Consider the following 15,022-nt stretch of genomic DNA (forward strand, 5'->3'; position numbering starts at 1 on the left):
GTAGATAAAACAATTAATATAGGAGGCATACAAATGAATAGACGTGAATTTTTAAAAGTTGCTGGAGCTACAACTGCAGTAACAGGAGTTACACTTGCAACAAAACCAAAGAAAGCTTTTGCAGTGGAACTTGGAAAAGAACAAGATCAATTTCCAAATAAGGTAACGAAAGATTTTAAAGGTTTCAATCAGAAAAATCTTATGTTTATGCGTGGATTTTGGGATAATACTCCTTATGATGATGAATATATTAAAAAAACGTTCGGTCGTAATTCACCTATGGATTCATTATTAAATTATGTTGCAGTACAATATGGATTAAAAAATGCACAAAATGATAGCGAAGATAAGGAAGGTTTTAGACATATAGACAAAGTATTATCACTTGCAGCTGGTAGTGTTGATAAGCATTTTGGAGGAATGAGTAAATATACTATTGCAAATTCACCTCTTCCAACACATCCAATTAATCCATTGACTGGTGAAATAATGAAAGACCAGAATGTTTTAGTTCCAGGTTTGTTTTCTTGGGATAACTCAAAAGTAGATAATATGTTATCAATGGGTAAACCACACCATAAATTTAAAGATACAAAGGGAGCATCACAATACGTTAAAAGAGCTGCAAAATTATTTGGAGCTGATTTAGTTGGAATTGCACCATATAATGAAAATACAAAAAGATGGACTTATACTGAGTGGACATCTTTAAATACAAAACCATTTACAATGCCAGATGGCTCAAGAGAGTTTATGCCATTCGATCTTGATAAGTTAGTAAATGAAAATAAATATGAAGGATTTGGTGTTAAAACAAGAAAATCTGATTTTAAGAGAGAAGCAGGATTTGAACCGAAATCAATTATTGTATTAGCATTTAATCAGGATTATGACGGGTTTAAAACAGCACCGTCATATATTGTGAATGCAGCATCTGGAGTTAAATATTCTGCTATGGCAGAAGTATCTCATAAATTAGCTGAATTTTTAAGGGGGATAGGTTATAAAGCTATTCCATGTGGAAATGATACAGCTTTATCAGTTCCACTTGCAATAGAAGCTGGTTTAGGTGAAGGTAGTAGAATGGGAATATTAGTTACAGAAAAATTCGGACCACGTGTTCGTTTGTGTAAAATCTATACAGACTTAGAATTACATCCAGATAAACCAAAAACATTTGGAGTTAAAGAATTTTGTAATGTTTGTATGAAATGTGCAGATGCTTGTCCAGGTAAAGCTATTTCACACGAACCATCAAAAGTTCTTAAAGAAGGAATGGAGTTTGAAACAGGTAAAGTAGGTATATCAAATATTAGTGAAGTTGAAAAATGGTATATGAATGGAGAAAGATGTTTGTCATTTTGGAGCTACAATGGGTCTGGTTGTGGTACGTGTATTTCAGTTTGTCCATACAATAAAATTGATGAGTGGCATCATGATTTATCAAAATTAATGACGTTAACGCCATTTAAACCATTATTACGTTCGCTAGACGAAATGTTTGGATACGGAGGTCCTATAGAGCCGGATGAACGTTTAGAATCAAAATATTTAAAAGATGCTGTTAATGATTTCTGGAATAGACTATAATAAGGGGGATAAATTATGCATATAATAATTAGCTTAGCAAAATGGTTATTAACACTACATCAATTAGTATGGTTTGTAGTTGGAGGACTGATATGTTCTTCAATAGCATATTTTTATATGAAATTAAAGCAGGATAATAAAATTAACAAATTGAATTTTACATCTATATTATTATCAGCATGCACTTTTTCATTTACGATATTATGGACATATGATTCATATGTAGAAAATGAAGTTAGAGCAGCTAATATGGGACTATTAGTATTTGGAGGATTAGCAGTAGTTTTTGCAATACTTGGATATAGATTCACACAGAAAAATGATGTAAGTAAAGTGGAGATAAAACATTAGAAGTGGAAGAAAATATCATTTATAATTAAATAATAATATAAAAATCCCCTTGTTATATACGTATATAACAAGGGGATTTTTATATTATTTGTTCTGACCTGGTATCAATGTAATTTAAAATATAAACATATAGGGATGAAGCAAATCACATGTTAGATAGGAGCTACTGATTGACACTAGTCAACAAATATTGTATGTAGACAGGATAATATATAAAATAATATTGCAAAATGCTATTAAAAATATAAATAGGGTAAAATGACGCCAAAGAGGTTGATTATTTAACAAAAAATAAAAGGAAGGATAATATAACAAACATGAGTTTTTTGGGTGATTTACCATTTATAATTAAAAATAATAATATCATAAATTTTTAATTAAATAATTATATGAGATTTTATGTTTTTAAACACATATATGTCATAGTATTCATTGGAGGTAATTATGAGAAAAAGATGGACTATTAGGGAGTTGTACTTAGGATTTTTAGCTATTTCATTATTTATATTTGGTGGTTATACCTTATTTTTTAGCCATGAAGCTGAGGACTATTCATCTAAAATATATAAAATAAATCCCAATATTATTAAAACAGAACAAATAAATCAATCACCATTGACTTTTAAAACATACACAAAAGATGATCCTAATCAATTTTATTTTATAACTTTTACAGAATCGGTCGGATATCAGTCGACTATAGAAGTTATGAGCATAATTAGTAAAGAAGGAAATATAAAACAAGTAGAGGTTACAAAGGAAGGAGAAACGCCCGCTTTTTTTGATAAAATTGAATCAAGTAAATTTAATGAAAAATTTGTAGGGTTATCAATTTTTGAACCTATTTATATTGATAATGCTACAGGTTATGCGGGAAGTAGTGATGGAATAGATACAAACAATAAAGTTGATGCTGTTAGTGGTTCGACGATTTCATCTGCTGCTATAGCCAAAGCTGTTAATGATGGGACAACTATTGTGGCAAGTAAATATTTCGATGAGAATGTTGTTAATCCATTTTATAAAATGGCATTTGGATTAAATGAATTAGCTCTTTTATTAGTTTATATAATTGCTGCTTTAAGTGTTTATATCAAGTCAATTAATAGATATCGTAAATGGATTTTATTGTATACAGCTATAGTAATTGGTTTTAAATTTAATAAGTTTGTAACGTTTGGTATGTTACACTCATTCTTAAATGGAAATTGCCCAGCAATAAACAATGTCTCATGGTATTTATTGATAATAGGTACAACTGGGCTTATCTTAGTTACAGGTAAAAATTTATATTGCTTGTGGATTTGTCCATTTGGAGCGACACAAGAAGTTATATTAAAATTTGGTGGACTAAAGCAGATTAAGTTAAATCCTAAGCTTGTAAAATTATTTAGATTAATACCACCGACATTAGCTTATTTAGCCTTGATGATTGTATTTTACACTAATGAAACTCAAACACTAGCATATGATCCATTTGGAGCCATATTTAATTTGACGGCATTACCAATTATGTGGATGAGCTTACCAATACTTATTTTTATAAGTTTATTCCAATATCGTTTTTATTGTACTTATTTCTGTCCTGTAGGATTAATACTTAATTTAATAGCAAAATTAAGAAACAAAGGAGTTAAGTTATGGAAAAAAGAGAAAGTAGAAGCATAGTAGTGAAAGATATAGTTTTAAGTTCTTTTATTTTATTGATAATGGTATTTCAAATTATATTAATATTACAAAATGCAGGTTTTATATCATATTAGAGAGAGCAATAGAGATTTATACAGAAAAGCAAGGAAATAAATAGATAAAACATTAGAGAAGGTGATGACATGAAAGTTCAGCTTGGTCAATATAAAGGATTTGGTTTGAAAAGACCAGATATAAATGTAAAGGATGAAGAAATTAATGAGTATATTGATAATATAAGATAGCAATATAAAATAGAAGTCAAAAAAGAAGGTTCTATTGAAAAAGGTGACTATATTGCCATGGATTATGATGGATACCATGAGGGGTCACATATCCCTGCGGTAAGTAAAAAGAATTATCATTTTCGAATTGGACAAAGATTTAGATGTTTTCAATCAGTTATTGTATCAAAAGGTTGTTCATTTTCTTTTAAAAGAAAATACAACTATATAAGTAAATAATAATAAAAATTCCCTGATATCAATCCATATATCAGGGAATTTTTATTATTATTTACTTAAATCTGATGTCAGTGGAATTTGTTTTAGTTTTTCTAATCTACTTTTAATAAATGTATCCAAATATTCATCGTCAGAATTTTTAATTAAATCATGAAGTGTTAATGCTTTACTATACCATACTTTAAAGTCTTTTTCTTTTTTTAAACGATAGTATAATTCACTTTTTAAAAAATATAATTCTCGTAAAAAATTATAGGTGTTGTTTTTTTTACAGTAATCAATAGCATAGTTAATATATTTAGATGATTCATCTAATTTAGACATATCAAGACAAGCTGAAATTAAAAACATATAAAACGCAGGGAATATAACTCGCGTATGAAGAAATTTGATATTATCCATATATTTTTTTATACTTATTAAGTGATTATATGCTTCTTTTTTTTGGTTATTTAATAAAAGAAAGAAGCCATAATTAAACATTATTATAAACTCTATATCAGTAGGATTACTCTCTTTATTATAAGTGAGTTCTAGTATATTTTTCATTGCATCTATTCCACGCTGATAATCTTGACTTAGCATGGTGACACTAAGACTTTTAAAAGTTCTAATAATCTGCGTATCATGAATTGATGTTATAGACAATTCTTTTTCTTTTTCATTTATTAAATTATAAACACTTTTAAAGTCATGCCTTTCAATATAAAGAAATATTTGGTCTAATAGTTCCTTAACATGTAAAGATGCAGGAGACTCAATTGCCCTAAATAAATATTCTGGAGTAATACCTAATTTAGTTGCTATTTGCCGTAATATAACTGAAGTAGGACAACGGCTTCCGTTTTCTATTAAAGTAATGTATGAAGGGGAACAAATACCATCTGCAAGTTGTTTTTTTGTCATATTATTTTTTTCACGAAGTTCTTTAATATAAGGGCCTATCTCTATATAGTAATCTGTCAATTTCATCTCATATCCTCCTTACAATATAGCGTTTTTTGAACGGTTTTCGTCATATTTTTACATTATAATGTATAATCAAGGAAGTTTACAATAGTAAAATGATTGACAATAGTAAAGCTAGGTAACAATAGTCAACAATTATTGTATAAAAAGGTCATAATAGATAGAATTGTAGACGGAAACACTTTAGTATTATTTTAACAAATAAAAAAATAATTATTATAAAGATTAAATGGAGATAAATCCATTTATATATTTATATCATATTACAGGAGGTGGCATAATGTTTGGAAGATTAGGTGGCACAGAATTAATGGTCATTTTAGTAGTTGGATTTTTAATATTTGGTCCTAAAAAATTACCTGAGATAGGGAAGTCTTTTGGAGAAACAATACGTGAATTTAAAAAATCAGCAAAAGACGCTGAAAATGAAGTAATAGAGGCTAAAGTAGAAGAAAGTAAATAAAAAAATATATAAAATAAATGATTAAATTTTAGGGGAGGACTACATATGAATAGGCGTGAATTTTTAAAAGTAGCTGGAGTTACAACTGCAGTAACAGGAGCTACACTTGCTTCTAAACCAAAAAAAGCATTTGCAGTAGAACTTGGAAAGGAACATGATCAATTTCCAAATGAGGTATCTAAAGATGCTAAGAGATTTAGTCAACAAAATCATGTCTTTTTCCGTGCGTTTTGGGATAAGGAACCAGTGGATGAATTTATAGCAGATAGATTTGGGTATAAGTCATTTACTGAAGTAGGATTAATCTTTGTAAGTCAACATGAAGGAATTAAAGAAGGTAGAAATGCAGGAAAATTAGGCTTTAGACAAGTTGATAAAGCGTTAGAGCTATCATCTTGGAGTGTAAATGACCATTTTGCTTCGAATAGTCAATTAGGTGTTCGTAATTCTCTTATTCAAACATATCCTGTTAATCCAGAGACAGGTGAACAAATGAAGGATATGCCTGTTTTAGTTCCTGGTTTATTTTCTTGGGATAATTCAAAAGTAGATAAAAAGATTGGAATGGCTAAAAAACAATATAAATTCAAAGATGCAAAGGAAGCTGAACAATGTGTCAAAAAAGCTGCAAAACATTTAGGAGCAGATTTAGTTGGAATTGCACCATATAATGAAAGTACAAAGAGATGGACATATGAAGATTGGGCAGTTCCAAATGTAAAACCATTTACAATGCCAGATGGAACAGTAGAATATTTGCCGTTTGATCCATTTAAATTTGAAAAAGGTGAATATGAAACATTTGGCGTTAAAACAGTAAAATCTGATTTTAAAGGTGAAGCAGGATTTGAACCAAAATCAGTAATTGTTTTAGCATTTGAAATGGATTATGATGCGCTGAAAACAGCACCAACATTAACAAGTGGTTCAACTGTTGCACTTGGGTATTCTCGTATGGCAGAAACAGGACATAAACTAGCTGAATTCTTAAGAAACTTAGGTTATAAAGCAGCTCCGTGTGGAAATGACACAGCTCTATCAGTTCCACTTGCAATTGAAGCTGGTTTAGGTGAATCAAGTAGAATGGGATTGATAGTTACAGAAAAGTATGGACCTCGTGTCCGTTTAGCTAAAGTCTATACAGACTTAGAAATTCAACCAGATAAACCAATTACATTTGGAGTAAAAGAGTTCTGTAATGTTTGTATGAAGTGTGCTGATGCTTGTCCTGGTAAAGCCATTTCTCATGAACCAGCACAAGTAATAAAAGAAGGTATGGAATTTAGTACAGGTAAAGTTACTAAATCAACAATGACAGGAGTCGAAAAATGGTTTGTTAATGGAGAAAGATGTCTTTCATTCTGGTCTTATAATGGTGCAGATTGTGGTACATGTATTTCAGTTTGTCCATACAATAAGATTGATGAGTGGCACCATGATTTATCAAAATTAATGACATTAACTCCATTTAAACCATTATTACGTTCTCTTGATGAAACGTTTGGATATGGTGGACCAATTGAGCCAGATGAACGTTTGGAATCAAAATATTTAAAAGATGCTGTAAATGATTTTTGGGATAAACTTTAATAAAAGGGGGCATATATTATGCATATAATAGTTAGCTTATTTAAATGGTTATTTACATTACATCAATTGGTATGGTTTTTAGCTGGAGGAATGATGTTCTCTTCACTTACATATTTTTATATGAAATTAAAGAAGGATAACAAAATTAATAAACTGAATTCTACATTTATATTACTAGCAGTATGTACTTTTGCATTTACAATATTATGGACATATGATTCATATGTAGAAAATGAAGTTAGAGCAGCTAATATGGGATTATTAGTATTTGGAGGATTAGCAGTAGTTTTAGCAATACTTGGATATCGATTTACACAGAATAAAATTGAAGCTGAGGTAAAAGGACATTAATAGTCCTTTTACCTTTTTTTTATTGATAATTTTAATTTTTGTATGCTTATACATAAAGGTGTTTTTTCATAATCAACAAATTTATATTAATCGGCATATATTATTATAGGAATATAGGTTGAAATTAAGGAGGGAGAAAATGAGTAGAAATTTAGAAGAGTTGCATCCATATGTTAAATACTTAGCTGAAAAGTTTATTGAAGAATGTAAAAAACAAGGAATATATGTTTTGATATATAGTACTTTTAGAAGTAAAGAAGAACAAGATAAATTATATTCTCAAGTAAGAACTACATCTGGTAAAAAGGTTATTAATGCAAAAGGGGGGTATTCTTATCACAATTATGGATTAGCTTTTGACTGTGTACCAATAATAAATAACAAGGCTCAATGGAATAGAATTGATTTATATAATACTATGGGTAAAATAGGAAAAAATTTAGGGCTTGAATGGGGTGGTGACTTTAAAAATATTAAAGAAAGACCCCATTTCCAATGGACAGGAGGACTCAGTATAAAAGATTTATTACAAGGTAAAAGACCTGTATCTCAAGTGAATTTAGAATTTGAAAATTCAATAAATAAATTATTTCAAGAAAATATAATAAATAGTCCATATTATTGGATTAATAATAAAGAATATAAAACTGAATATGTAAAAAAACTTATATATAAATTTTCTCAGTATTTAGGCATTAATAAACTAGAAAATGAATTTACAAATATATTAAACAAATTAAGAGATAAAAAAATAATAGACTCACCAGATTATTGGATTGATAATAAGGAATATAAAACTGAATATGTGATAGAGCTTATTATTAAATTCGCAAAATATATAGAAGAAAACAATATTGACAGTGAATTTATATCTGCAATAAATAAGTTGGTTAACAGAAACATAATAAATAGTCCAGATTATTGGATTAATAATAAAGAATATAAAAATGAGTATGTTAAGGAGTTTATAAAGAAAATTGCAGATAAATTAGGGTAGTTAAACTACCCTAATTTACATATTTTACAACTATATATTAGTGATTTTCATTATTATCATTTTTCTTTTCATATGGTTTAGTAGAACCAATTGTATGTCTCTTTAACTCATTTGGCAAGCTTATTTCATTACCAATTTCTAAATCAAGTTGATGAAAATTTTTTCTTGCCTGAGAATCTTGTATTTTACGAGTTTTCTTATTTTTAACCATAAATATATCCTCCTTTATTTTAACTTAGTATTAATTTAACCAATATTATAAAAGCTATATTAGAAATTATTGAAAATAAAATTCATAAATTTAATGAATACATTAAGCTAAAGTTAAGTTTGGATTTTATAATCGCAAAAAAAGACAAATTCACAGAAAATGTAATGTTATTTTACGAAAATGTTGTGATATAATGTTAAAAACAGAACTTTATTTGTTTTTATGCTTTATAAAACATACAGAAAGGATAAATCAATATGTCTCTATATAATTTCTTTTTATCTTTATTTAGATTGAATAATTGGAAAAAATCACATAATAGAATTAAGAAAAATAAAGAACAAATATCAGATCAAATAGAGCTTTGCTTAAATTGTGGACAAACAATAAAGATGAAAGAAAATTTTAAATTTCTTCAAAATTTTATTGATACTATTCCTAATCCAATGTTTTACAAAGACGAAGGTGGTTTTTTTAAGTACTGTAATATAGCTTTTACAGAATTTTTAGGGTTTGAAAAAGAAGAAATTATAGGACATACTATTTATGATATTAATCCAAAAGAACTTGCAGAAATTTATTATAAAGCTGATATTAAATTGATGAAAAATAGAGACAAACAAACCTATGAGGCTAAGCTTAAACATAAAGATGGTTCAATTAGAGATGTGATTATTAATAAAGCTGTTGTTACAAATGAAAAAGAAGAGATTAAAGGTATCGTCTGTTCTATAACTGATATTACTGAACGTAAGAAAGACCAAAAGAGAATAAATAAATTATTAAAGCTAAAGGAAGCTATGCTTGAAATAAGTTATTCTATTATTGGAGTAAATGATATTAATGAGTTATTTGATTTAATATTGCAAAAGGCAATTGATTCTATTGAAAACGCAAGTATAGGGTCTGTGCTAATTTTAGATGATAATGAGAATTTAAAAATTGCTACATCTAAAGGCTATGTAATTGAAGAATCTAAAAAATTCAGCATTAAGCTTAATGAGTCAATTATATGGGATAAAACAAAAGGAAATATAGATAAAACAATAATTATTAACGATGTTGATAAAATAAATAAAATTAATTTTTTAACTGAAAATGAAGCATTAAAAATAAAATCTGTTATTTGTTCACCTATAATTATAGATAGAAAATTATATGGATTTATAAATATTGATAGTAATTACACCAATGTTTTTGATGATACAGATTTAGAAATAATGGAATATATAAAAAATCAAGTACAAATAGCAATTAGTAAATATAAGTTATATGAAGAACTGTTTTATTCATCTAGATATGATAAATTAACTAATGTTTATAATAGAAGATACTTTGAAGACTTATTTGATGGATATATTAATAAATCTACTAAATATAAAGAAAACTTTTCTTTGGTAGTATTTGATTTAAATGAATTAAAATTTGTCAATGATAATTATGGGCATTTAGCAGGTGATGAATTAATTAAAGCATTTGCTAAAAATTTAAGTGAATGTATTAGATCTTCAGATATTTTAGTAAGACTTGGAGGAGATGAATTTGTAGGAGTTTTCTTCAAAACTAGCTCACAGAACTTAATTAAAAAATTTGAAGATTTAATTGAAAATTTTAAAAATAATCAAATAGTATTCGAAGGAAATAATATTACTTGTAGCTTTAGCTACGGAATTGCTGAATTTCCAGAAGATAGTAATAACTATAAAGAATTAATAAAAATTGCAGATAAACGTATGTATAAGTATAAACAGGGATTAAAAAATAATGAATAGATAATTACATGTAAAAGAACTTCTCAAATTACTGAGAAGTTTTTTTACTTTTATATATTTTAAACTGTAAATCTAATAATTAAAAAATACGAATATTATTAGAAAAATACAAGGAAATTTTCGATATTCCAATACAAATGTTTGAATAATGCCTATTATTTGATATACTTAGTATAAAATGACAATTTTATATAGGGGGGAAAATAAATGTTTTCATTTAATTGGATTAGGTCTTTATTTAATCCTAAAAAATTAAATATTTCTAATAATACAAATGAAAATGAAATTGTTTTAAGTGAAAAAGAAGCAATCTTAAAATGTGCTCAAGAAATAGCTGGTTTAGGTATTTGGGAATGGAATTATAGATTAAATAAAATTTGCTTTTCAGATAAATTATGCAAAATACTTGATATAAGTAAAGAAAAATATGAAGATGATTTAGATTTATTTATTGAAGCATTAACTCACAATGACTATAAAGATTTTGTAATAAAATCTATCAAAAATTCAATAGAAGATGGAATAGAAAAAAATGAGGAATATAAAATAATAAATCTAAATGGAGAAGAAATGTGGATAAGGACAAATGCCACTTGTATATATGATGATAGTAAAAACAAACTTAAAATGATTGGGATGGTTCAAGATATTACTCAGTCGAAAAAATCTAAAGAATTACTTCAAGAAAATTATAATTTTCTTGAAGTAATTATCGATACGATTCCAAGCCCAATATTCTATAAAGATGAAAAGGGCATATATAAATATTCTAACATTGCTCATATAGAGTATTTGGGTATTAGAAAAGAAGATATTATTGGGCATACTATTTATGATATTATTCAAAAAGAATTTGCAGATGCTCACAATGATGTAGACGTCGATATAATTAAAAATAAAGAAAAAAATATATACGAATCTAAGCTTCGATATAAAGATGGTGCACTACATGATGTAATTTTTAATAAAGCACCATATACAAACCAGCAGGGGGAAGTTAAGGGAATAGTTGGAGTTATAGTAGACATCACAGAAAGGAAGAATGCAGAAAAAAGAATAAATAAATTATCAAAGATAAAGGATGCTATATTGGAAATAAGCTATTCTATAACTGAAACTAGTGATATTACAGAACTATTCAATTTAATATTAGAAAAGGTAATTGAATCTATACAAAATGCACACATTGGTTCCATTTTAATACTAGATGAAGACGAAAATTTAAAAATTGCTACACATAAAGGCTATAAACAGAAAAATGCTGAAAACTTTAGTCTTAGATTAAAGGATTCATTTATATGGCATAAGACCCTTGGAAAGATAGATAAAACAGTTATTATTAATGATTTTGATAAAATGGTTACTAGTAAATGCCCAAATATTTTAGAAAATGAAGAATGTTTTAAAGTAAAATCGTCTATTAGTTCTCCGATTATAATAGATGGGCAGTTATATGGCTTGATAGGAATAGATAGTAAATATAATTATGCATTTGATGAAATTGATATAGAGTTAATGGAATATATGAGAAATCAAATTGCTACAGCTATTAGTACACATAAACTTTATGAAGAGACCATATATTTATCCAGATATGATAAATTAACAAATGTTTATAATAGAAGATATTTTGAAAAGATACTTGATAGGTATATTAATAATTCTATTATGAATAATGAAGAATTTTTATTGGTGTTATTTGATTTAAATGGATTAAAATTTATAAATGATACATATGGACATTTAGCAGGAGATGAAATTATTAGAACATTTACATCCATATTGAAAAAACGTATGAACGCTTCAGATATATTAGCAAGAATTGGGGGAGATGAATTCGTAGGAGTTTTTTTTGAAACTGATTTGCAACATCTTATTGAAAAATTTGAAGATATAATTGATTATTTTAAAAGACATTGTATAATATTTGAGGAAAATGATATTGTGTGCAGTTTTAGCTATGGTATAGCTAAGTTTCCTTATGACGGAGACAAATATAATAAATTAATAAAAACTGCTGATGAAAGAATGTATAAATATAAACAAAAAAGTAAACATATTTTAAAGAGGATTTATTAATATAATAATTTGAGAATGATTAAAATTGTATACTAGTAGGATTTTGCAAAAAAAAGCATTATAGATTATAATACTATAAGTAAAGTTGATATTAAAATATAAAAATATCGAGCATATTGTATGCTCGATATTTTTACTTACTAGGAATTTATTCAAAAATTTTATATTGTAGGTGATTTATTAATATGAGTAAAGCATTGTTTGTAGCAGAAAAACCTAGTGTTGCGATGGAATTTTCAAAAGCGTTAAATATAAAGGGAACTAAGAAGAATGGATATTTTGAGTCGGATAAGGCTGTAGTGACTTGGTGTGTAGGACACTTGGTCAATATGAGTTATCCTGAAAAATATGATATAAAATATAAAAAATGGGTTCTTAAAGATTTACCTTTTCTTCCTAAAAAATATAAGTATGAAGTTATACCAGGAGTAAAAAAACAGTTTGATATAGTTAAGAGTCAAATGCAAAGAAAAGATATATCTACTATATATGTATGTACGGACTCTGGAAGGGAAGGAGAGTATATATATAGATTGGTTGATGATATGGTCGATGTAAAAGATAAGGTAAAAAAAAGGGTATGGATAGATTCTCAAACTGAGGATGAGATTAGGAAAGGTGTAAAAAATGCAAAGCCGCTTAGTGAATATGATAAATTATCAGATTCTGCATATTTAAGAGCAAAAGAAGACTATCTAATGGGAATAAATTTTTCAAGATTATTGACTCTTATGTATGGTAGAACTGTTAGTGATTATTTGGGAACCAATTATACTGTAATTGCAGTTGGTAGAGTTATGAGCTGTGTGCTTGGTATGGTTGTAAAAAGAGAAAGAGAAATAAGAGATTTTATAAAGACACCTTATTATAAGGTTAACTCTTCTTTTAAATTTGAAAACTCTCTTGATTATGATGGAGAATGGAAGGCTGTAGAAGGTTCCAAATATTATATGTCCAATTTATTATTTAAAGATATTGGATTTAAAGAAAAAGAAAATGCTGAAAAATTCATTGATTACCTTAAGGAAGATAATGAGGAATTGATTGCAAAAATTGAAGAGATACAAAGAAAAAAAGAAAAGAAAAATCCACCACTGCTTTATAATTTAGCAGAGCTTCAAAACGAATGCTCAAAAAAGTTTAAATTAAGTCCGGATGAAACATTAAAAATTGTACAAGGTTTATATGAAAAGAAAATGCTTACATATCCAAGAACGGATGCTAGAGTTTTATCGAAGTCTGTTGCAAAAGAAATAGATAAAAATATAAGGGGTCTTTTAAATATAAAAAATACTTGTAATTTGGACAATGAGGATGAAGCTATTAATGGTTTTACCAAAAATATATGGGATAATAAATTGTTTTTAGGCCTGGAAAAAACCAAATATGTAAATGATAAAGCTATTACTGATCACTACGCCATTATACCTACTGGTCAAGGGTTAGGTAATTTTAATAAGCTACATGATATGGATAAAAATATATATTTGCTTATTGTACGAAGATTTTTAGCTATATTTTACCCTAGTGCAGTTTTTAATAAGTTATCAATAATCACTAGTATAAAAGATGAAAGATTTTATACATCTTCTAAGGTATGTATTGAAAGAGGCTATTTAGAAATAATGGATTATGATAAAAAATCTAAAAACTCCAAGAAAGATAATATGGATGAATTTAAAAACTTAAAAAAAGGTGCTGTCATAAAAATTAATAAAATTGAAATTAAAGAATCTGAAACTACTCCACCTAAGAGGTATAATTCAGGATCGATGATTTTGGCCATGGAAAATGCGGGTAAATTAATTGAAGATGATGAACTAAGAGGGCAAATAAAAGGTAGCGGTATTGGAACTAGTGCTACAAGAGCTGAAATATTAAGTAAACTTCAAAAAATTAAATATATTAAGTTGAATAAAAAAACTCAAATACTAACTCCTACATCTATGGGAGAGATGATTTATAATATAATAATAGGATCAATACCTTCTTTAATTAAACCAGAACTTACAGCAAGTTGGGAAAAGGGATTAACTATGGTGTCTAATGGTGAAATAGGTTCTGAAGATTATATGGTAAAACTTGAATCATATGTTATGAAGAATACTCAAAAAGTGTTGGGACTTAGAAATCATTTGAAATTAATGGATTCATTTACATCAATCCCAAATTGCAAAAAATCGACTAAAACCAATAAACGAAAAAAACCTGAAAATTCTTTAGGAAAATGTGGTTGTTGTGATGGCGATATTTTGGAAAATAGTAAGGCTTTTTATTGTACTAATTGGAGTAGAGGGTGTAAGTTTACTCTATGGAAAAATAGTCTTGAAAAACATGGAGTTATAATGGACGATAAAATTATAAAAAAATTATTAAAAGAAGGTAAGGTTAGTGGGATAGAATCAAACCAGAATAATAAAAAAGTAAATATATCCATTAGAATTAGCAATGATAAAAAACCACTATTGGAAATATTCTAAAATTAAATTAGAAAAT

General features: G+C 27.3%; 14 protein-coding genes. 12 read left to right on the forward strand and 2 right to left on the reverse strand.

Annotated elements, in window-relative coordinates; translation table 11 throughout:
* Positions 1-33: 33 nt before the first annotated feature.
* From M2214_RS07800 to M2214_RS07815, 5 genes are all read left to right on the forward strand, one after another.
* Positions 34-1,590 (forward strand): reductive dehalogenase, encoded by a 1,557-nt coding sequence (locus M2214_RS07800; protein ID WP_248484379.1) that lies wholly within the window; start codon positions 34-36, stop codon positions 1,588-1,590.
* Between the two features lie 15 nt (positions 1,591-1,605).
* The gene (locus M2214_RS07805; protein ID WP_248484380.1) at positions 1,606-1,941 is read left to right on the forward strand and encodes a hypothetical protein; all 336 of its coding nucleotides are present in this window, start codon (positions 1,606-1,608) and stop codon (positions 1,939-1,941) included.
* Positions 1,942-2,385: 444 nt separating this feature from the next.
* Positions 2,386-3,609, forward strand: a complete 1,224-nt coding sequence (locus M2214_RS07810; RefSeq protein ID WP_248484381.1) for an FMN-binding protein — start codon at positions 2,386-2,388, stop codon at positions 3,607-3,609.
* Entirely contained in the window at positions 3,582-3,704 is a 123-nt protein-coding gene (locus M2214_RS18155; RefSeq protein WP_256466713.1) for a hypothetical protein, read from the forward strand. Before M2214_RS07810 ends, M2214_RS18155 begins: the two co-directional genes overlap by 28 nt.
* A gap of 69 nt (positions 3,705-3,773) precedes the next feature.
* Complete coding sequence (locus M2214_RS07815) at positions 3,774-3,875, forward strand: trigger factor family protein (RefSeq protein WP_248484383.1); 102 nt, start codon at positions 3,774-3,776, stop codon at positions 3,873-3,875.
* A 267-nt stretch (positions 3,876-4,142) separates the two neighbouring features.
* On the opposite strand, the gene M2214_RS07820 is transcribed toward M2214_RS07815, so the two are convergent.
* Complete coding sequence (locus tag M2214_RS07820; RefSeq protein ID WP_248484385.1) at positions 4,143-5,066, reverse strand: helix-turn-helix domain-containing protein; 924 nt, start codon at positions 5,064-5,066, stop codon at positions 4,143-4,145.
* A 277-nt stretch (positions 5,067-5,343) separates the two neighbouring features.
* Here M2214_RS07820 and M2214_RS07825 point away from each other — a divergent pair, with 277 nt between their 5' ends.
* The 4 genes from M2214_RS07825 to M2214_RS07840 all read left to right on the forward strand — a co-directional run bounded on the left by M2214_RS07825 (position 5,344) and on the right by M2214_RS07840 (position 8,464).
* Positions 5,344-5,526 (forward strand): twin-arginine translocase TatA/TatE family subunit, encoded by a 183-nt coding sequence (locus tag M2214_RS07825; protein ID WP_248484387.1) that lies wholly within the window; start codon positions 5,344-5,346, stop codon positions 5,524-5,526.
* Positions 5,527-5,571: 45 nt separating this feature from the next.
* Positions 5,572-7,116 (forward strand): reductive dehalogenase, encoded by a 1,545-nt coding sequence (locus M2214_RS07830; RefSeq protein ID WP_248484388.1) that lies wholly within the window; start codon positions 5,572-5,574, stop codon positions 7,114-7,116.
* 18 nt (positions 7,117-7,134) lie between these two features.
* Entirely contained in the window at positions 7,135-7,467 is a 333-nt protein-coding gene (locus M2214_RS07835) for a hypothetical protein (RefSeq protein WP_248484389.1), read from the forward strand.
* Between the two features lie 139 nt (positions 7,468-7,606).
* Positions 7,607-8,464, forward strand: coding sequence for a M15 family metallopeptidase (locus M2214_RS07840; RefSeq protein WP_248484390.1), 858 nt, complete (start codon positions 7,607-7,609; stop codon positions 8,462-8,464).
* 37 nt (positions 8,465-8,501) lie between these two features.
* Here M2214_RS07840 and M2214_RS07845 read toward each other — a convergent pair whose 3' ends face one another.
* A complete protein-coding gene (locus M2214_RS07845) occupies positions 8,502-8,675 on the reverse strand; it encodes a hypothetical protein (protein ID WP_248484391.1) in 174 nt (57 codons plus the stop codon).
* Positions 8,676-8,932: 257 nt separating this feature from the next.
* On the opposite strand from M2214_RS07845, the gene M2214_RS07850 reads away from it, so the two are divergent.
* The 3 genes from M2214_RS07850 to M2214_RS07860 all read left to right on the forward strand — a co-directional run bounded on the left by M2214_RS07850 (position 8,933) and on the right by M2214_RS07860 (position 15,006).
* Positions 8,933-10,447, forward strand: coding sequence for a sensor domain-containing diguanylate cyclase (locus tag M2214_RS07850; protein WP_248484392.1), 1,515 nt, complete (start codon positions 8,933-8,935; stop codon positions 10,445-10,447).
* Between the two features lie 207 nt (positions 10,448-10,654).
* The gene (locus M2214_RS07855) at positions 10,655-12,526 is read left to right on the forward strand and encodes a sensor domain-containing diguanylate cyclase (protein ID WP_248484393.1); all 1,872 of its coding nucleotides are present in this window, start codon (positions 10,655-10,657) and stop codon (positions 12,524-12,526) included.
* 185 nt (positions 12,527-12,711) lie between these two features.
* Positions 12,712-15,006 carry a DNA topoisomerase gene (locus tag M2214_RS07860; protein ID WP_248484395.1) on the forward strand — a complete coding sequence of 765 codons (2,295 nt, stop codon included), beginning with the start codon at positions 12,712-12,714 and terminating at the stop codon, positions 15,004-15,006.
* The last annotated feature ends 16 nt before the right edge of the window (positions 15,007-15,022 follow it).

The sequence above is a fragment of the Tepidibacter aestuarii genome (assembly GCF_934924865.1).
In the GTDB taxonomy this organism is placed as follows: Bacteria; Bacillota; Clostridia; order Peptostreptococcales; family Peptostreptococcaceae; genus Tepidibacter_A; species Tepidibacter_A aestuarii.